17 protein-coding genes are annotated in these 17,086 nt (G+C 41.4%); 2 read left to right on the top strand and 15 right to left on the bottom strand.

Features of this window, described 5'->3' with window-relative positions:
- The 7 genes from HMPREF3179_RS01635 to HMPREF3179_RS01600 form a co-directional block, all read right to left on the bottom strand.
- The coding region (locus HMPREF3179_RS01635; protein WP_168160345.1) for a nucleotide-binding protein at window positions 1-222 on the bottom strand (222 nt) is incomplete at its 3' end.
- 320 nt (window positions 223-542) lie between these two features.
- Entirely contained in the window at window positions 543-911 is a 369-nt protein-coding gene (locus tag HMPREF3179_RS01625; RefSeq protein ID WP_018025966.1) for a HepT-like ribonuclease domain-containing protein, read from the bottom strand.
- On the bottom strand, window positions 908-1,201 hold the full coding sequence (locus HMPREF3179_RS01620) for a nucleotidyltransferase family protein (RefSeq protein ID WP_070469430.1): 294 nt from the start codon (window positions 1,199-1,201) through the stop codon (window positions 908-910). The genes HMPREF3179_RS01625 and HMPREF3179_RS01620 overlap by 4 nt, the downstream gene beginning before the upstream one ends.
- 665 nt (window positions 1,202-1,866) lie before the next feature.
- Window positions 1,867-2,145: a helix-turn-helix domain-containing protein gene (locus tag HMPREF3179_RS01615; RefSeq protein WP_018025968.1), complete on the bottom strand. Its 279-nt coding sequence runs from the start codon at window positions 2,143-2,145 to the stop codon at window positions 1,867-1,869.
- A 270-nt stretch (window positions 2,146-2,415) separates the two neighbouring features.
- Window positions 2,416-2,787, bottom strand: coding sequence for a hypothetical protein (locus HMPREF3179_RS01610; protein ID WP_070469429.1), 372 nt, complete (start codon window positions 2,785-2,787; stop codon window positions 2,416-2,418).
- Between the two features lie 2 nt (window positions 2,788-2,789).
- Window positions 2,790-3,335 carry a Panacea domain-containing protein gene (locus tag HMPREF3179_RS01605; protein ID WP_018025970.1) on the bottom strand — a complete coding sequence of 182 codons (546 nt, stop codon included), beginning with the start codon at window positions 3,333-3,335 and terminating at the stop codon, window positions 2,790-2,792.
- A 1,143-nt stretch (window positions 3,336-4,478) separates the two neighbouring features.
- Window positions 4,479-4,706 carry a hypothetical protein gene (locus HMPREF3179_RS01600; protein WP_048768111.1) on the bottom strand — a complete coding sequence of 76 codons (228 nt, stop codon included), beginning with the start codon at window positions 4,704-4,706 and terminating at the stop codon, window positions 4,479-4,481.
- A gap of 170 nt (window positions 4,707-4,876) precedes the next feature.
- On the opposite strand from HMPREF3179_RS01600, the gene HMPREF3179_RS01595 reads away from it, so the two are divergent.
- Together HMPREF3179_RS01595 and HMPREF3179_RS01590 are read left to right on the top strand one after the other, a co-directional pair.
- Window positions 4,877-5,992: a hypothetical protein gene (locus tag HMPREF3179_RS01595; RefSeq protein WP_070469428.1), complete on the top strand. Its 1,116-nt coding sequence runs from the start codon at window positions 4,877-4,879 to the stop codon at window positions 5,990-5,992.
- A gap of 371 nt (window positions 5,993-6,363) precedes the next feature.
- Window positions 6,364-8,577: a TonB-dependent receptor family protein gene (locus HMPREF3179_RS01590; protein WP_070469427.1), complete on the top strand. Its 2,214-nt coding sequence runs from the start codon at window positions 6,364-6,366 to the stop codon at window positions 8,575-8,577.
- A gap of 61 nt (window positions 8,578-8,638) precedes the next feature.
- Here HMPREF3179_RS01590 and HMPREF3179_RS01585 read toward each other — a convergent pair whose 3' ends face one another.
- From HMPREF3179_RS01585 to nirK, 8 genes are all read right to left on the bottom strand, one after another.
- Window positions 8,639-9,832: an NnrS family protein gene (locus HMPREF3179_RS01585; RefSeq protein ID WP_018025976.1), complete on the bottom strand. Its 1,194-nt coding sequence runs from the start codon at window positions 9,830-9,832 to the stop codon at window positions 8,639-8,641.
- Window positions 9,825-10,529, bottom strand: coding sequence for an ABC transporter ATP-binding protein (locus HMPREF3179_RS01580; protein ID WP_083290667.1), 705 nt, complete (start codon window positions 10,527-10,529; stop codon window positions 9,825-9,827). The genes HMPREF3179_RS01585 and HMPREF3179_RS01580 overlap by 8 nt, the downstream gene beginning before the upstream one ends.
- On the bottom strand, window positions 10,522-11,328 hold the full coding sequence (locus HMPREF3179_RS01575) for an ABC transporter permease (RefSeq protein WP_018025978.1): 807 nt from the start codon (window positions 11,326-11,328) through the stop codon (window positions 10,522-10,524). Before HMPREF3179_RS01575 ends, HMPREF3179_RS01580 begins: the two co-directional genes overlap by 8 nt.
- A gap of 2 nt (window positions 11,329-11,330) precedes the next feature.
- Complete coding sequence (locus HMPREF3179_RS01570; RefSeq protein WP_018025979.1) at window positions 11,331-12,311, bottom strand: ABC transporter substrate-binding protein; 981 nt, start codon at window positions 12,309-12,311, stop codon at window positions 11,331-11,333.
- A 163-nt stretch (window positions 12,312-12,474) separates the two neighbouring features.
- Window positions 12,475-13,719: a YncE family protein gene (locus HMPREF3179_RS01565; protein WP_018025980.1), complete on the bottom strand. Its 1,245-nt coding sequence runs from the start codon at window positions 13,717-13,719 to the stop codon at window positions 12,475-12,477.
- 70 nt (window positions 13,720-13,789) lie between these two features.
- Complete coding sequence (locus tag HMPREF3179_RS01560; protein ID WP_018025981.1) at window positions 13,790-14,275, bottom strand: copper chaperone PCu(A)C; 486 nt, start codon at window positions 14,273-14,275, stop codon at window positions 13,790-13,792.
- A 10-nt stretch (window positions 14,276-14,285) separates the two neighbouring features.
- A complete protein-coding gene (locus HMPREF3179_RS01555) occupies window positions 14,286-15,374 on the bottom strand; it encodes an SCO family protein (protein ID WP_018025982.1) in 1,089 nt (362 codons plus the stop codon).
- A gap of 96 nt (window positions 15,375-15,470) precedes the next feature.
- On the bottom strand, window positions 15,471-16,646 hold the full coding sequence (gene nirK, locus HMPREF3179_RS01550; protein WP_048768124.1) for a copper-containing nitrite reductase: 1,176 nt from the start codon (window positions 16,644-16,646) through the stop codon (window positions 15,471-15,473).
- Window positions 16,647-17,086 lie beyond the last annotated feature (440 nt).

Here is a 17,086-nt window from a genome sequence, read left to right as displayed (position 1 = left end):
TATGTATGAGTGACAACTATCTTGACAAATACCGTGCTCAGTCAAAATTTTAACAATCTCAACTTTCAGCTTTTTATAGCGACTGAAGGTCTGATTAACTGGATCAGTATCATAGCAATGCACTTCATTGCCGGTAGATTTTAAATATTGGGCGAGTAGGGAAGCGACAAAGCTTTTGCCCACGCCACCTTTGCCTTGTAACACAAAATGAATCTGTTTCATTATTTTCCTTAAATGAAAAAACCGCCCTTTAAAAGGCGGCTTGTAAGTTAACTATGGTTTCAAGCATCCCGATTCTTTCTACGGCCACAGCTCATATTTGAGCTTGTTGATAACGGAATCTAGTTTCTGTCGGGATGTTTCGTCCAGTGAGTCAAACCCACGGTCGTAAGCCCAATAAATTGCAGCTACTTCTTCTGCTGTTACTTCTATTGTTACCTCAGCGTCTCTTGCAACATGTGAGTAGTCAGGTTTGTCAAACATGAACTGCTGATCTGCAAAAAAAAACCCGCCTAGTTGGCGGTTTAAATTTCTTATTTTGTCTATCTATCTATGTCTTTCTCAATGTCAATTAGCATTGGTATTTGTTCAATAATTTTAGGAATTGATTGTTGGATCGTTTCCCAAACGATTTCCATATTCATTTCAAAATAACCATGTGCTATTCGATTTCTCATCCCTCTCATGGCTGTCCATCTTAAATGTTCAGTATTTTGAGTGAATTCAGGGTGTAAACTCAAAAGCTTGTTGGCATTTTCTCCAATAATCAAAAGATTTAGGATCACAGCTTGTGAGGTCTTTGTGTCTTTTATAAACTCATCTAAATCTAGATCTTTCGTATAAGAGTCAATGTAGTTAGCTGCTTGAAGAATTTCTTCTAAATACACATTAAGATCTTTTTGTTTTCTCATAAAGGGATGGCCTCTTTTAATATAACTTCCACAAAGTGCTTAGAAATGTCCTTTGATGTTAAAAGATCGACTTTAACGCCTAAAAGTGTTTGCAGCTCATCCTGAAAACCACCAAGATCTAAAAGTGTAGTGCCTTTGTTAGCGTCAATTAAAAAATCAATATCACTGTCTTCATTATCAGTTCCTTTGGCAACCGAACCAAAGACTCTAAGATTATCAAGAGTTTTGTATTTATCTAATATTGAATAGATTTCATGGCGCTTTAGCTGGATAAGTTCAGATGGTCTCATAATTGCCTCCATGCTTTAATCAATACTCTTATTTTATCAAAGATAGTAAAGAGTACTTACCAAAGCAGACTGGATCACTTATAGTGTCCAGTCTCTTTTCTGCCGCCTGTTCCAGCCTGTCATCTTGATTACTGACGTTTCGCTAGTCGTTCCCTCGTTATCCTGTATTCTATCTATATAGAGCAGGGAGGCCTAGCCATTTCGTCACGTGATTATCCTTTGATACTGTCTCTGCGACAATACCATTGTCAACCATCACACAAGAGTATTTCGGTGGGGTGGTTGCGTAGCCACCACGTCGGAGCGGACTCTTAATTCTTTGGTCGCCGGTTCATGTCCGGCTGGGGGGACCAGTCACCTATATTTGATGATATGTGATCAAATTTAATTAAACCCAATTTTCTTCCTAAGCCTTTGCTTTGTAAGGGTTTAATGTCAAATAGTATATTCAATATAATTGTTCTAAATACACTTACAGCGAGCTATTTTTGTAGGTATTTTTAGCTATCAATACCTACTTCAACGCTGTATTCATGCTTAACTTTTCCCCAAAAAATCAAATTAAGACCCGAGCAGGTTTTTACTGGGTTAATACAGTTAATTGCAAGGGGGCTTTTGGAGTGCTTCAAAGCGAAAAATTTTTGATAAGCCTATGTCTTGGGACTTTAGCAGTCCAATTGCTCAGGGTTAATATTAAGCGCTTTTGCTATTTTCGCTCTGGCTGACAACGTAGGGGTTGTGGAGTTCTCAAGCTGGGAGTAAGCAGACTGAGAGATGCCTATATTTTCAGCCGCTTGAGCTTGAGTAACACCTAAGTATTCTCGCCAGGCTTTTGCCGGTGAGTAGCCCTTATCAAATATGAGGTCGACAACTTGACTAGGTACACCATGCTCAAGATTTATTTTGGGCTGCTGTATAAGCTTGGGCTGCTGTATAAGCTGCAAGTAGTCTTCATAAGGAAGGACGACATACTCAGGCTCTCCTTGCTTATTACGGATAATTTGTTAGTTAATATGTGCGTTCATCGCGTTTTCACCTCTTCAATAGACACGATACTGATAACGGTATCGTAGTTAATGTTATCTATGCCGGCACTCATCAATTTGGTGGTACTATTTGGTCAAAGAAGCGTAAAAAAGAAATGATCGGACAGCTAGTGTGACATAGGGGACATCATGGAGGTATTTTCAATACAGATATGCTTAAAAATAATTTCAGATTAGATATTCTTTTTTTGGTAGTTTCAATGGTGGGTGTGCAGTCATATCAACAATTTTAATGAAGCCATCACCCTTGATATAATGGAGAACATATTCTGATGTAAGGTAGCCGTGTTTGCCGCTCTTATATTCAGGAATGCCGATATGATAATGCCATAGGTTGTAGTTCTGAGCATACTGAACCTTACACAACCGGTTGGGGTCATCCTTAGGTACAGCATCAGGCATTTTATTTCTTCCCGGAAGTCCAGAAAATCCGTAATTAGCTACATGCCTAGCAAAGTCTCCGATTTTTTGGATGTCTTTTTCTGGGAAATTTTGCATTTCCTTTAAGAAAATCTCACCGAAGTAGACAGCGATCGACATCTTTAAATGCTCTTAACCCAATCAATAAAGGACTCTTGATCAATATCACTGGGCATTTTTACAAAATTACCTTCGACTCTAGTTCTCATCCTTTCAATATCAAAATTGAAGCTGTGTTGTGAAACTTTATTGAAGAAAAATTCTTTGATGTAATCATTGTCCATAATGCCACCTTTAGGTGTATTCAAAAAAGGGGCCTCTTCATGGGTCATATCACGTAGTTTCCACGCTTCATATTGGCCGTATTCACGCCTGACGAGATGAAGAATGCATAATTCATCGTCATTATATTTGTTGATTTCTAAATGAGAAGGGGGTAATGGGCTACGACCATGAGCTTTGTATTGATGATAAATTGATTCTACTACTGGACCGTGATTCCAACATGATATCTCTTCATCAAAAAGCTTGCAGTCAAGCAAGGCTAGTGTATACCCTTGTCCGTAATATAATAGTTTTTGTAATTTGAGGTTGGTGACTACTGATTCCCCATCTTCTTCATCAATAGGGGAAAGGAAGAAATCAGCCACATCTTTAGCGTTTAGCATGACATTTCCTTTGTTAAACCGTGTAGCATTCGCCAGATATTTTTCAATTGTAATACTAAATCAAATGACTGGACAACTCGCTTGATAAATACCACAATGGGGGGTGTTTCTAATGGTTGTATCACTTTTCTAAACTCCTCAGAGTTTACGATGTTCAGAAATGCACTTCTTCAGTTAAAGAAAAAAACATTGACAGGCACAAGTACTCAAGTTTATGGTGTGGCTGTCGTCACAGGATACTCAAAAAGTGATGTGTTCGATATAGTTTTTATTTAGATTCATGCAGGGGTATCACTAATATTTCTATTGCTGATTTATTGTTTTGTGAAAATATTTTTTGGTGGATATCTGCATAAAGAGTGACTTCTGCTAACCATTCTCTAAATTCTTAAATCATGAAATCATTGATGGCTCCCATTAAGGATGCTGGCGTAATGCTAGATGCCCACCATGTTTTTTTGGCTTTGTTGAGCGGTGATGAAGTTGTTGAATTGAAAACACGCAGCCTAGCCCAATCATAAAAATCAGATACTACAGAGCTCTTAGAGAAAATAAAGGTTTAAGTCCCACAGTTCACTGTCCAAAGCTTTCCTGACGAGACTTTTTTGGACTAAGGATAAAACCCAAGTACCGTATTCTCCTCTCCCTCAATAATATAAGTTTTTTATAATAACCAGGTAAATGCTAGCTCTTGCCAAAAACAAGGTCATTTTCTTCTTTGTACCCTAAAGACAGGAGATATTTCTCAAACTCCATGACGTCTTTCCTGCCAAGATATGCGATTTCAATATTTTCTGAACTTGGACTCTGAGGATAATAAGAAATCATTGCGTGGGCAGTTAACCCTGGTGCATTTTTAATTATGTCTGGGGTGAACAACTCATGAGGGATTCGATCCAATCGCGTGTAATGTTGGGAGTTAAATGAAAATACGTATGGGCCATACAAAATCGTCCACCGAGTGGCAATCACAATACAACAAAACAATACGACCCACTTAAACCATTTAAGGATTTTGTTTAATGCAATCAGACTCTTATCTTAATTCATTTGGAAAATCCCTCACACTAAACGCATGTTATGCTATAGCAATATCTTACACCCTCATAGAAAAGTTAACCGTCAATGACTGGTTTGAGAGGGCTACCAATCTCGGTGCTTGCGTCTAGCTTTGTTATATTTTTTATTGTTTTTTTCAATCTGCTTCAGGGCCTTTTTTCTAGCTTTTTCACGTTCTTTGTGGTGTTTCTTATCATATTTTTTTGAATGGACTGGATGATCGTGACGCTCCCAATGACCATAACCTCTGTTATGCACACAAGCACTTAATAGTAAAACAGAAAGACTGGCAATCAGAATGATCGCTCTCATGATTCGCCTCCATGCGTGTTAGATCCTAGGGTAATCATAGTGATTATAGATATTAACGTCTGTTAACTTTGTAAGCAAAGCTTATGTTTGTAGTCTTGATTTTTAGTCCTTGAGCTATGATAACGATTGGTTTTTTTAATTTAACTTTCAACTAACAAAAGAGTTCGATAATGCTCACTTGGCAACAATGGAAAGAAATTAATCGCGATAAGATCCAACATATTGTCGGTTATGAAGAGCGTTTTGTTGACGAAATTTTAAGTCACATCCCAGAAATTACCCCCGCTGATGTATTTGCCCAATACCATTTTAAAGATAATCAAGAAGGTAATCGTTATATCGACTTTATGATTAAAAACGATGCCAAGGGGTATCGACTGCCGATAGAGCTTGATGGTTATGACAAAATCAATAATAAGGGTTACGCTAGATTCAATGATTTTCTTGAGCGCCAAAATGACTTAATTCAGCTTTTTGGCATGGTGCTACGTTATACCAATAAAAAGGCATTTGCAGAACAAGAAAAAGTAATTTCTGAGATCCGACGAGCCCTAACTGCTCAGGCAGAACATCTAATTACTGAGCAGTCTAAGCAGGAACAGGTGAGTTTGTTAATTGCAGAGTATGAGGAAAAGCTCGCTGCGTTTGAAAATGAGCTACAAGAACGCACGCTGACTAAAACCACGCTTCCTGAAAATAAACTAATTGAAGCTAAAGAAGAGTTGGCACGTTTCAAATCTGAGCACAACCAGGAATTAAAGCGCTTGCAGACTGAAATTAGCAGTATGAAAGAGACTCAGCTGCAACAATTAGATTCAGTTAAAAAGGAAGTGAAAAAGCAGTTTAAACTGTTAGTTGGTGCTGTAGTAGTGGCCTCACTGGCTGTGGTGCTGTTGGTGTTTTTTAATAGTCGAGGTGGTATTGGCGCATCCTCTGCTCCAGCTGAAAGGCTTAAGCAAAGCACATTAGCAAGCGATGCACCGACAGTATCATCAACACCAAAGCAAGGTCCGTTAAAAGCAAGTCAAGCGCGTTTTCATGTGGGTGAGAATCAGACTGTTTGTGGCAAGATTGTGCATATACACGAGTTTGCTCAAGGGCTTTATTTGAATCTGGATAAAGCATATCCTCATGCCCCTTTAACCATTGTGGTTTGGGATAAAAATCCATCGCTACTGCAAAAGGCACGTTCATTTGCGGGTAAGACCATCTGTGTCTGGGGTGAGATTCGTCAGTTTAATGGTCAAATACAAATTAATTTAAATTCGGAGAAACAGCTTCAGTAATTGACTAATTAACAGAAAATATGAAGCATCTAGCAACATCTCGTGCGTTCAAGATTATATTTCCCTTAGGTAAATAATTTAATTTTTACAGTAGTTCTTGCTACATCGACTCATTAGGTCCTTCCATTCTAAATCAATTATGTTTGCTCATGATTAACTACCACGTTGGTGGTTTTTTCATTTGTAGACTTGCCAGTTTCGCGTAGCAATACCCGTCTAGCGATGAAATCTACTGTTGGCTGAAAAAAGCTTTATCCAAACTCGTTTATAAATGTAATTAATTATTGCAAATAATAATGATTCTTGATATCATTTCAATAAAATACATGTATTTTATATATTCTTTTGTTGTTAATTTGAGAGGAAGGGTAATGGGTTTGCAGCGTTATTCTCAAACGAGTCCTAATTATGTTGTTAAGTCTATTTGTAGCTCAGTTTATTCAGCTCTATGGATGATGAGTTTGGGTGCAGCGAGTGCTGTTTGTTTTGCGCAGTCGGCGACATCACAGGAAAATATTGCTTCAAATGAACCGGTCGCATTGCCATCGCTAGATTTGGAGATTCAATCAATACGCGGCTTGTCGGTACCTATAACGCCTGCTACGATGGAGCAAAGTTATGGCTCGACCAAAGGAGGGGCCAATGTGATCACACCTAGTAGTACAGGTAGTCAAGCAACACTTAGAGAGGTTATGGGCACTCAACCAGGCATAACCATGTTGGATTTCTTTGGCGGTAATGATCACCCGGTTATTTCTATCCGTGGTTCGGGAATACAAAGTCAACCGTTGGCACGAGGAATCACCGTGTTGGTAGATGGTTTGCCGTTAAACGATGCGGATGGCTCCTTTCACACGGGTTTACTGGAGCCTCGCAATAGCAGCAAGATTGGTGTGCGTCGTGGAGCGAATGCCTTAAATCCTTTTGCGCAAAACTTAGGTGGTGAGATAGATTTTTTAAGTCATACAGGGGCCACTGAGAGGGGTAGCTTAAATACTCAATATGGTAGTCATAACACGGTAGCTAATCGTTTGGCGATTGGTCGTGCTTTTGATAGATGGGATTTTCATGTGGCTTATTCTGATCAGCGTACTGATGGCTTCCGTGAACACAGTAAACAGCGTCGTCAGGCCTTTAGAGCTAATCTCGGTGTTTATGATAGTGGTTGGGAAAACCGTACTTGGCTTGCATATACTAATCAGCATTTCGAAATCCCAGGACCGATTAGTCGCAATATGGTGTTTGATGATGACCAATATGACAAGACCACCGATAATTTACCTTTAAGACCATTACAGACGAACCCTAGACGTCATACTGAGGGTTTGCGTTTATCAAATTTGACTACTTTACAACTAGATCGTTGGACTCATAGCATTGGTGTATATCTTCAAAGAACGGATGACTACTTTAGGACACCGGCTCAAGTCTGGGAAATGGATAGTAACACGCTTGGCTTGCAGTACATGGTTGATGCGCAATTTAAGCAGCTTTCACTTGGTGGTGGCCTAAGCTATGCTCATACCAGTGGTGATTTTTCCGTGTATGGCAATGTGAATCAGCCCTTACCGCCGCTTCGACTGATGCATCCTCAGGATTATGATATCAAGGCTAATTATTTTTCTGCTCAGTTGCGTGGCGCTTGGGAGTTTGTACCTCATTGGAAGCTGAGTACTCAGCTACAATTTGTGCACACGGGACGTGATGTGAATGGTATGCGTAGTGGGTTAAATGGCATGCAGTCACATAATGATAGTTGGAGCTGGGTCTCGCCTAAAATTGCCTTATCATGGGAGCCTAATGACGTAACGTTAGTCTTTGCTAATGTTAGTGCAAGTCGTGAGGCACCGACATTGAGAGACATGGTGCAGTTCGCTGGTCCTGCTGGTGCGCCAGTTTTAGGTCCTAATGGTCGGCCTATGTTTAGACGTGGTTTGACTTATGTGCGTGAGCTTGAACCACAGCGTAACCTAAGTTATGAGATTGGTACACGAGGTTTATTTAGTCAGCAATATGGGTGGGATATTACGCTTTATCATGCTGATATTGAGAAAGAGCTAATTGCTTATTCGCCCGATGGTGCTAATACCTTTACCTATAACTATGAGGGTGATACCCGTCACCGTGGTGTGGAATTAGGTTTAAGTGCCAAGTGGGATTTAGGGACATCAGGTAATTTGGCAGGGCGAGTCGCTTATACTTACAATAATTTCGAGTTTCGAGATGGAATGTACTCTGGTAATGATATTGGTGGCTTACCTCGTCATTACTTGAGTGCTAATTTGGATTATCGTTACCGTGAGTTTGAAGTAGGTGTCAATGTTCGTGGTTCCTTGGGCTCGACCTATGCGGATCATGCTAATACTCAGAAAATGGGTAGTTATGCAATCTTAGGTGCTCACTTTAGTTACGATTTTGCCAAAGACTCTAATTTTTATGTGCAAGTGGATAATATCACTGATAGGCGTTATATCTCGTGGACTTTGACGCCGGCCATGGCATCAGCCCAAAACGCTAATAATCAAGCAATGTATTTCCCGGGTAATGGTCGTACCGTCACCGCAGGTTTGAATTTTAGATTCTAAGAAATTAATTATCCTAACGCTCACCCCTTATCGTTGATTGGGGGTGAGTTTTTATTAGGACTTAATTGCGAGGACTTGGTTGAGTCGCTTCAGTTTGTATAAAAATTCGTAGAAATACTGGGATATACATGATAAAGGCGATGATGATCAAGGCGCTAGGAATGGCTAAGCTAAAAAGGGCATAGTCCCAACCAAAGCTTAGGCTCATTGAACGCAATAGAGCGGCCGCTAAAATCGCTGCTAAGCCCCATTGACTAGTCCAGGGAAATGGTAGTCCGCGACCGCTATGAATCAGTCCAGCAATGTTAAATACCTGCAACGCCATAAAAATAAAGCCTCCGATGAGTATTAAATGCAGTGCTTGCTTTGGATTGCCCCAAGATAGGATGCCGCTTAGTCCCATCCAGCTATAACCAAGGCCAATACAGAGTAGCGTCAAATAATGCCAACGGACAAAGGAGGCATGCCATAGAATGCAGTGATGCCAATCACGAAGACGAGCAATCATGGAAAGACCAGACGCCAATGCTAACCAACTAGAAAAAACAGGGTCATTAAAGAAGAGTAAACTGAATACGTATAAGTACATGCAAATAATATTCAGGTTTCTATAGTAGGGATTTTGTATGTAACTTAGTTTATCTGCCTTAGGACCAGCTTGTTTTAAAGAGTGAGAGCCCATGGCCATGCCGATACGAAAAATGATCAGGGAGACCCCAATGATATAAGCGTGAGCTAGCGCAATAATAAAAGTCCATTGACCGCTAAGTCCATAAGCAGTAGTTAAGGCAGTAATCAGCGATAACATCAAACAGACACTAATTTGTCGCCTATTGCGATCCTGAAAGGTGGCATAGATAGTAAAAGCGGTGAGTATGAACCAAAACAGGCTCATTATTTGTGCGCTGCGTTGCAAATCGACGAAACTTAATACGATGTTACTGAGCCAGAGCAACAGGGTGAAGGCAGATAAGCGACGTAAGGAGTGGGTAAAATGAGTCCACTCGGGGACCGCAGTGAAAATAAATCCTGCAAAGGCGGCAGCACCAAAAATATTTAAATACCCGTATGCATGGTAGCTCAAGGGATTGATGTGAGTTGTTAAAGTAGGTCCGCCTAAAAAGGCACTTAGGCCGACGGTAAGCCATAAAGAAGCAATGAAAATGATGCTTAATGAGGCCAACAAAAAGTAGAGACGGAAAGGGTTACTAAAAAAATCATGAATGATTTCAGTTAGTGATTTTTTTCTAGTCATGGTAGGGCTGCCAAAAAGGTTGAGCTAGATAATGTTGCACGAAACGCTCATTGCGTTTTGATCTTGGCTGATCAAGTTCAATCATGGTCTGATTGCGCGCAGGCTTGTGGGGTAAAATATAGATTTTGTCAGCTAACTGTAGCGCCTCAAAACGGTCATGGGTGACCATCACGATACTCATACTATTGCTAATATATTCCTGAAGCCAAGTGTAGAGCTGTAGTTTTAACTCATAGTCCAATGCGCTAAACGGTTCATCTAAGAGTAGCAAATCAGGTTCGCAAAGTAGAGCCCTGACCAGAGCTGCTCTTTGTCGCATCCCACCCGAGAGTTCGTCGGGGTATTTATCGTAGGCTTCGGCATGCAGATGAAGTTTGGTCAATAAGCGTTGTGCTTCTTGATGGGTGGCGGCAGACTTAGGATTAGGGTGAGTTAATAAAATATTGTCCCAGAGACTGCGCCATGGCAATAGTCGGTGCTCTTGAAATAGATAGCGCAAACGAAGAAAAGTACTGTCGATTCGACCACGATCGGGGCTAATTAAACCTGCAATGAGTCTTAAAATAGTGGTTTTGCCACAGCCAGAAGGTCCATACAAACAAACAACCTCACCCGCATTTAGCTCGAGATTGAAGTCCTCGACAATGGATTCACCCATTAGATTTTTATGGAGTTGATGTAGTTGCAAACTAGCCACGACCTTGATCCCATGGTAAGAATATGATTTTTAAGGGCTCGACTAATAAGTACTCCACGAGATAAATAATGAGTAGCAAAATAACTATATAGGCCATCACGACTTCGGTTTCCAGCATTGTGCGAGCAAGACCAATTTGTGCACCTATACCATCAGGTGAGCCAAGTAACTCAGCCATAATGGCGATTTTAAGTCCCATCGCAAAGGCGATATTGAATGCGGGTAATAAATGTGTGAGCAAGTGCGGCCAGTAGAGGTGATATAGGCGTTTATCAAAGCGGACTTTATAGACACTCATTAGCTCTTCGAGATTGCGGTCAATTGACAGCATACCCTGCAAGGCAGAGGCGAACATTAATGGAGTGACAGCGATATAGGTGGTAAAGATGGTACTGCTATCACCCACGTTAAACCAGAAAATGGCTAATACTACCCAGATAATGGGTGGTATGCCCAAGAGCATACTGATAAGGGGGCGACAGAAAAGCGCCATGGTTTTGGAGACACCAGTCAGCAATCCTAAAACCACGCCAGAAGCAACAGCGGCACTAATAGCAATGCTCGCTCGAAAGAGTGTTTGAGGTATTTCTGCTAGCTCATAATGTTGCAGTAGTGAAATACTGCGTTCAAATACTGCGATGGGTCCTGGCAGCACAAGAGTGCCTAAGGTGACCGAACCCCAATGCCAAAAGGCACAGACAACAGCGATGACCGCCAGTGCGGTCCATACTCCCCAACAGTATGAGAGGAGTTGGACACGACGCGATTGACGGATGGGACGACCGACATATAAAAGCATAATTAGAGCTTCAGAATAAAATTCTCTTTAGGCATGCTGTTGCCGAGAATTTGCGGATTTAAGTTATAGAGAGTGTTGAAAAAAAGCATTAAATCTTCACGAATCTCTGCCGCCGCCGCAACGGTTAAATTAGCGTGAGGAATTGCAGCCTTAATCGCTGGCGATGGTATGTCTAGAAGTTTGTTACCGATTTTTGAGGCTTCCGCCGAGTTTGTCAGCGTCCATTGTAAAGATGATTGCAATTCAGTTTGAAGATGCTGTAAAAACTCCTGGTTTTGCTCATAAAATGCATGTGTAACTAGTAATCCTGCCTGGGGTAAACCTTGGGATTTTCCATCGTGGAGATTGCGCCATATTTCTCGTAGATTAAGAACACGTGCAGCTGACTTGCTTTTGCCTTTCATCATTGCGACTGAGGTTAAGGGCTCATTTAAAAGGGCAAATTCGGCACGATCATTGAGCCAATAAGTCAAGGCTTCTGCTGGGGTAGCTGTATAGTTGATTGCGATTTTTTTAAAATCTACGCCTTGTAACTTACAAAGCGCTTGTAGAACTAAATCAGGCATGTCATTGCGAAGCGGTACAGCAATAGAGCGACCCTCTAAGTCTTTAAGGCTGGATATGCTGTCTGCAGAACCAATGATATCAACCAGACCCCATGTCATGATGTTGACTAGTTTGACATCAAGTCCCCGGTTGCTTAGGTTGACGGCAACATAACTCGGCACGATACTTGCCTGAATGCTGCCGTTAGCTAAGCCAGCCCTTAGTACATCGGGAGTGCGCCATGTCTCTACATTAAATGTTTGTTGCATAGCTGATAGACCTTGTTGCTGTCGATGTCTTGCTACTCCAAGGAGTAGGGATGGCAAAGCACCTGGTCCATAGATGGTAATAGGTGAAGGTGTGTCAGCCCACGCAAAAGGAAATTGACTGCCAAACGCTGCAGCTCCAGCGAATTGAATAAATTGTCGTCGATTCATCAAAGGAATGCCTCCAGAGAATGTGTTGCGTATAAACATCTATATCATATACATTTTATCATAAATAATAATGATAATGAGAATTATTAATAATTACTTAATAGATGATTCTGATTCGATATAAACAAACGAAGGGCAGCTAACTTTCGGCGCCATTTTAGGCTTAGTAACAAATACTATTATTGCTACCCATTCTTAGTAAGCCGCCCATCACTACACCATGAATGCGGATAGGTGGGAGGGCCTCACGAGTTCGGATATCGTGACGATAAACCATGGGTAGCCCTTCATCCAGCGTGTAAAATAGTGTTTTACTGTCCCCAGTGACCCACATATCCACGACTTCCCAGGGTGATGGTACATAGGTGGAGTCTTCAGGGTCATCATAGGATTGAAAGACAATCCCTTTATCACCACCTAAAATCCAGGTGTTTTCAAGCCAGCCACTGCGGAAAATTTTTGGAGAAAAGTTGCGATGATGTTTTTCTTGTAAATAGTAATGCTCAGGTTCATCTCCTTTATCTAAATCAAACATCACCACATGTGCAGAGGAGTCTGAAAAAAGGATGCGACGCGAGTAAAAATCAATATAGGGTACAACCTGGGGTCTATAGGTGGAACCAGCGGTGTGCATGGGTCCCGTAGAGAGGATTTTGCCATCTTTAGGGAAATAGAGTAAGCCACGTGAGCCATCTTTGGCTGTTAGTGCTACCATAAAGTCTTCAGGACTAGCAATTCCGTCATCTAGGCCTGAGCCTGATGGGATGTGAGCCGATAAGTCGATGGTTTCCCATGGTTTATCGTGAGGATCCAGATAGGAATGACGATACATTACTGGTTTTTCTTCATCAAGAATCCAGTAACTTTGGCTATAAGAACTGAAGAGTAAGTTGTAGTAGGCATAAATATGCGTATTACGATGCTCAGAATCGAAGCGTTCTGGATAAATATGAAGTTCGCCTGTTTCGTAGTTCAGCATACCGACCTGATCTCGTAGAGCGATGGCTACTAGCTTGGATTGTGGTACGAAAAAGGCTTGATAAAGTGGTGAGGGTAGTTCTATGTCTTTGCGAGTCCGTGTTTCTAATTCATATAGAACCAGACGAGAAGCTTCATAGTCACCGACCACCATCATGGAGTCGTCGCGAGCCATTTCAAAGGTGCGGGGGCGTATGCCAAAGTTTAATAGTGCTAACCTCTCGCCGGTATTAACATCATAAACAGTGATGAAATAGGAACTGGAGTCGGCAATAAATAGATAGCGAGTGGGGTGATAAAGTGAATCGCCAACCCCTAGCTTGGTTAATTCAGAGGCGCCAGGTTTAAGTAGTTGGGCAGCAGCGGTTCCTGTTGCACCAAGACCGACTCCAAGACTAGCTAACCATTGAATAAATAATCGACGATTCATTGATTTTCTCCAGTAGACGCCATTAAAAAGCGCATGCATGCTTTATTGCCAAGCTAAATCAGCTTATATTCTAATGAGTAGCTTTTTTTACAGCGTGTTCCTTCATGACCTCATTCAGTGATTTGACTATGGCCTCGCAACTAACACTTTTTCCATTGCTAAGCTTAAACGTCATGGTATGAGTTTCACCAATTTGTGGGGTCTTGTCCTCTGGGATACTCATGATCATCACGTGGTCTCCGCCTTTACGGAAGAAGCGTTGACCCTCTGTGAGACTTTTGTCTTGTAATGGGCCCATTGTCATCACATTGTCGACCATGCTCATTTCGTGAAGCTCAACGTGATCGGTGATGCTAGGGAGGAGAGCCTCAAGAATCTCTACCGTCTCACCTTGATGTTCAAAGGTGGCAAATCCGCCAGTCATGGCGCGGCCAGGTAAAACTTCCTGAATAACACAATCACTCACGGTGGTCGTGCTTGTATCTGTTGCCGCTAAGGCTGCGGTGCCAAAAAAACCAATGGCGAATAAACTACTGGCTAATATGGAATATCTCATCTCTGTTCCTTTATAACTGTTGTTGCACGCATTGTGCGTAGTTGTCTAATGAAGCAGTATCAGTAATAATGCCGCTTTTTATACCCACAATGCTGTCATTAACAAATAAAGCATTGAAGGGTAAGCCCATACCCCCTAGTTGTCGTAATAAATTAAAGTTTTCGATTTGATATTTGGGTAGATGGCTAAAGCCCTGTTCTTCAAAGAAGCTGTTGATTTTCTCAATACTATCACCCACATTAATGGTAATAATATCTAATTCGTTTTGTAATGCAGCCCATTTCTCTAGTAGTGGGAGTTCTTGACGGCAGGGAGCACACCAGAGTGCCCATAAGTTAAGTAATTGCGTGTTAGCTTCTGGCTCAACGCTTAAATTCAACTCACTGAGTTTACTGCTTTGTTCAGTGGCGGTAAAGCCTTCGGGTAAATCACAGGTACTAACGGCGCTGTTTGTGATAGCTATTGATGTTGATGTGATATCTTTTGTGGCGGTGGAGGATGCTTTGCTAAGGTGTTGATCTAGCACTTTGACTAAGTCATCACCACCGATTTGGTAATCAAAAACATCCAGTATTTCACGTTCAGGTGTGATTAGATAAATCATAGCACTGTGATAAACGGTGTAACTCATGCCGGGCTCAGGATTATCAATGCGTTGACCATTAAGGCGATAACCAAAGGTTGCCCCTAATTGTTTGGCAACATCTTCTATATCTTTCATTTCCCCGCTTAGTCCGACAATACGCTCATCAAAATATTGAGTGTAGGCATTAAGGCGGTTAATTTCATCATTGACAGGATCAATAGTCAAAAATAGGGGTTGCAACATATCAGCATGCTGGAGTCGCTTCATGGCGTAGCCATACTCGTATAAAGTGGTAGGGCATATATCAGGACAAGAGCTATAGCCTATGGAGAGTAATAAATACTTTCCAGGGTAGCTTTCATGGGTGACCGGACCATGTTGGTCAAATAAATTAAAGGTGAGGGTTTCTGCTTTGGCTATGATGTGAGAAAAGGAGAAAAAGGTCAAAACCGAAAGCAATAAAAGTTTTAGTAAACCTAAGGGGCTTCGCTTGTGTCGGTGTATAGACTTCATGGTTTTCTCCTTTTTAGAACTGCGCAATCTAAAACTAGATAGACTCGCTGACGGTTCCGTATTCGGAGGCAGCCAGCGAGCTATTGTAGAAGGGATTTACTTCTGTGCTGCGATATCATCCCACTTTTTGTGAGCACCTGCTTCAAAGAGGTGAGGGGCAGTGATTTGTTTCATATACTTGTTGTTCCACTCACCATCAACCTTGATTTCCAGAGCTGCGCCCAAGTTAACTGATTCAATTAAGTTGTGATTCAGGTAAACATAGACACCGGGTTGCTTGAAGGTGTACATAGCAGCACCTGCAGAACCGGCAGCAATAGACCAAGTCTCAAGACCAGTCACCGGCGTTTCGTGGAGATTACCCCTTTCCCAAACATATTCACCGTGACCACCAATTAAGTGTGGATAGGTGAAGCGGTTAGCCTGAGAGTGGATTAGCATAATCGTTTCACCCACGTTAGCAGTTAAGGCATTGTCGCCAGTGTAAGCACCTTTACGGTCACCAAAGGTGATATGCGAAGGGATTAAGCTATTCATGGCTAAACGGTCATCAGGGTAGGATTCACCAGCTGTTGCATAGCGCTTGTACTCACCGTTTTCATCTTTAGGAATATAGAAATCCTGTTCACCAATATAGAAAGCTTTGTCGTATTTTAGTTGGTTACCATCTTTATCACGTAAACCCTTTTCTGGAATGACCATGATTGCACCGTTCATACCGTGGGTAACGTGCCAAGGGATCATCGCACCACCAGGCGCACAGTGATAAATGTGTACCCCTGGCTTGTCAGCCTTAAATCGTAAAGTTACCTCTTGACCTGGCGCCACAAAGGTTAGATCACCGCCACCTAAAGCACCAGTTGCTGCGTGGAAGTCGATATTGTGAACTAATTCGTTTTTAGATAAGTTAATCAGTTTTAGCTCAACATAGTCGCCTTCATGTACCACAATCATAGGACCTGGTACCGAGCCATGGAAAGTAAAGGCCCACATGAAGACACCAGGCTCAACCTCAATTTCTCGTTCATCAATGTACATTTCAATCTCGACAATGCGCGGGCTGTCAGGACGCTCTAAACTATGCTCAGGTAGGAAAGGAGGTTTGACAAGCTCTTGGGTGACACGTGGTAGCTTGTCAACTTCCGGAGCATCAATTACTTCATAGCCTGGCAAGCCACCTTTGTTAACGGGTGCTGAGGCGTCTTGTGCCATGACCCAAGGGCTAAAGCTCATGGCGCTGGCTAATGCGATTAATAAAAGTTTTTTCTTCATATTCCTATCCTTAAAAAGATAAGTTGTAGGGGGAGTACTACTGCCATTCTTCAACTCATATTGAGATGCATTAAAAAACTGACTAGTTATTTAAAGTAGTTTTAAAAATATGCAGCCTGTTAATATATATTTAATATGTATCTTTATGTAATAATTCTACGGTATAAGCCTGCTGTAAGCAATGTGTAATTATTTAAAAAATTGATCTAGATCAAGTTATTTGGTGTTGTTTTATGGAAATTTTTTGTGTCCAATAAATTCATACCCTATGGTGCTATGTTATGTTTCGCAAAAAAGCCCGAAGAGGGTTAACAATAGCGATATGAAAGTCGATTTCAAACTTATTGGGCTTGAGTAAAGTTCAGTTTATTAACTCAGGATGCACGAAAACCATCTCTTAAATTGGCGCCAAGAGCGATATAGATGGACTTGTTGACGAT

It is taken from the genome of Oligella sp. HMSC09E12 (genome assembly GCF_001808505.1).
In the GTDB taxonomy this organism is placed as follows: Bacteria; Pseudomonadota; Gammaproteobacteria; order Burkholderiales; family Burkholderiaceae_B; genus Oligella; species Oligella urethralis.
This window is presented reverse-complemented; position numbering and strand designations above follow the sequence as displayed.

What these genes read in the sequence shown, in the direction of transcription:
- HMPREF3179_RS01625 (WP_018025966.1), bottom strand. Translation starts at nt 911, where the DNA reads ATGAGAAAACAAAAAGATCTTAATGTGTATTTAGAAGAAATTCTTCAA.
- HMPREF3179_RS01620 (WP_070469430.1), bottom strand. Translation starts at nt 1,201, where the DNA reads ATGAGACCATCTGAACTTATCCAGCTAAAGCGCCATGAAATCTATTCA.
- HMPREF3179_RS01610 (WP_070469429.1), bottom strand. Translation starts at nt 2,787, where the DNA reads ATGTCGATCGCTGTCTACTTCGGTGAGATTTTCTTAAAGGAAATGCAA.
- HMPREF3179_RS01605 (WP_018025970.1), bottom strand. Translation starts at nt 3,335, where the DNA reads ATGCTAAACGCTAAAGATGTGGCTGATTTCTTCCTTTCCCCTATTGAT.
- HMPREF3179_RS01600 (WP_048768111.1), bottom strand. Translation starts at nt 4,706, where the DNA reads ATGAGAGCGATCATTCTGATTGCCAGTCTTTCTGTTTTACTATTAAGT.
- HMPREF3179_RS01595 (WP_070469428.1), top strand. Translation starts at nt 4,877, where the DNA reads ATGCTCACTTGGCAACAATGGAAAGAAATTAATCGCGATAAGATCCAA.
- HMPREF3179_RS01590 (WP_070469427.1), top strand. Translation starts at nt 6,364, where the DNA reads ATGGGTTTGCAGCGTTATTCTCAAACGAGTCCTAATTATGTTGTTAAG.
- HMPREF3179_RS01585 (WP_018025976.1), bottom strand. Translation starts at nt 9,832, where the DNA reads ATGACTAGAAAAAAATCACTAACTGAAATCATTCATGATTTTTTTAGT.
- HMPREF3179_RS01575 (WP_018025978.1), bottom strand. Translation starts at nt 11,328, where the DNA reads ATGCTTTTATATGTCGGTCGTCCCATCCGTCAATCGCGTCGTGTCCAA.
- HMPREF3179_RS01570 (WP_018025979.1), bottom strand. Translation starts at nt 12,311, where the DNA reads ATGAATCGACGACAATTTATTCAATTCGCTGGAGCTGCAGCGTTTGGC.
- HMPREF3179_RS01565 (WP_018025980.1), bottom strand. Translation starts at nt 13,719, where the DNA reads ATGAATCGTCGATTATTTATTCAATGGTTAGCTAGTCTTGGAGTCGGT.
- HMPREF3179_RS01560 (WP_018025981.1), bottom strand. Translation starts at nt 14,275, where the DNA reads ATGAGATATTCCATATTAGCCAGTAGTTTATTCGCCATTGGTTTTTTT.
- HMPREF3179_RS01555 (WP_018025982.1), bottom strand. Translation starts at nt 15,374, where the DNA reads ATGAAGTCTATACACCGACACAAGCGAAGCCCCTTAGGTTTACTAAAA.
- nirK (WP_048768124.1), bottom strand. Translation starts at nt 16,646, where the DNA reads ATGAAGAAAAAACTTTTATTAATCGCATTAGCCAGCGCCATGAGCTTT.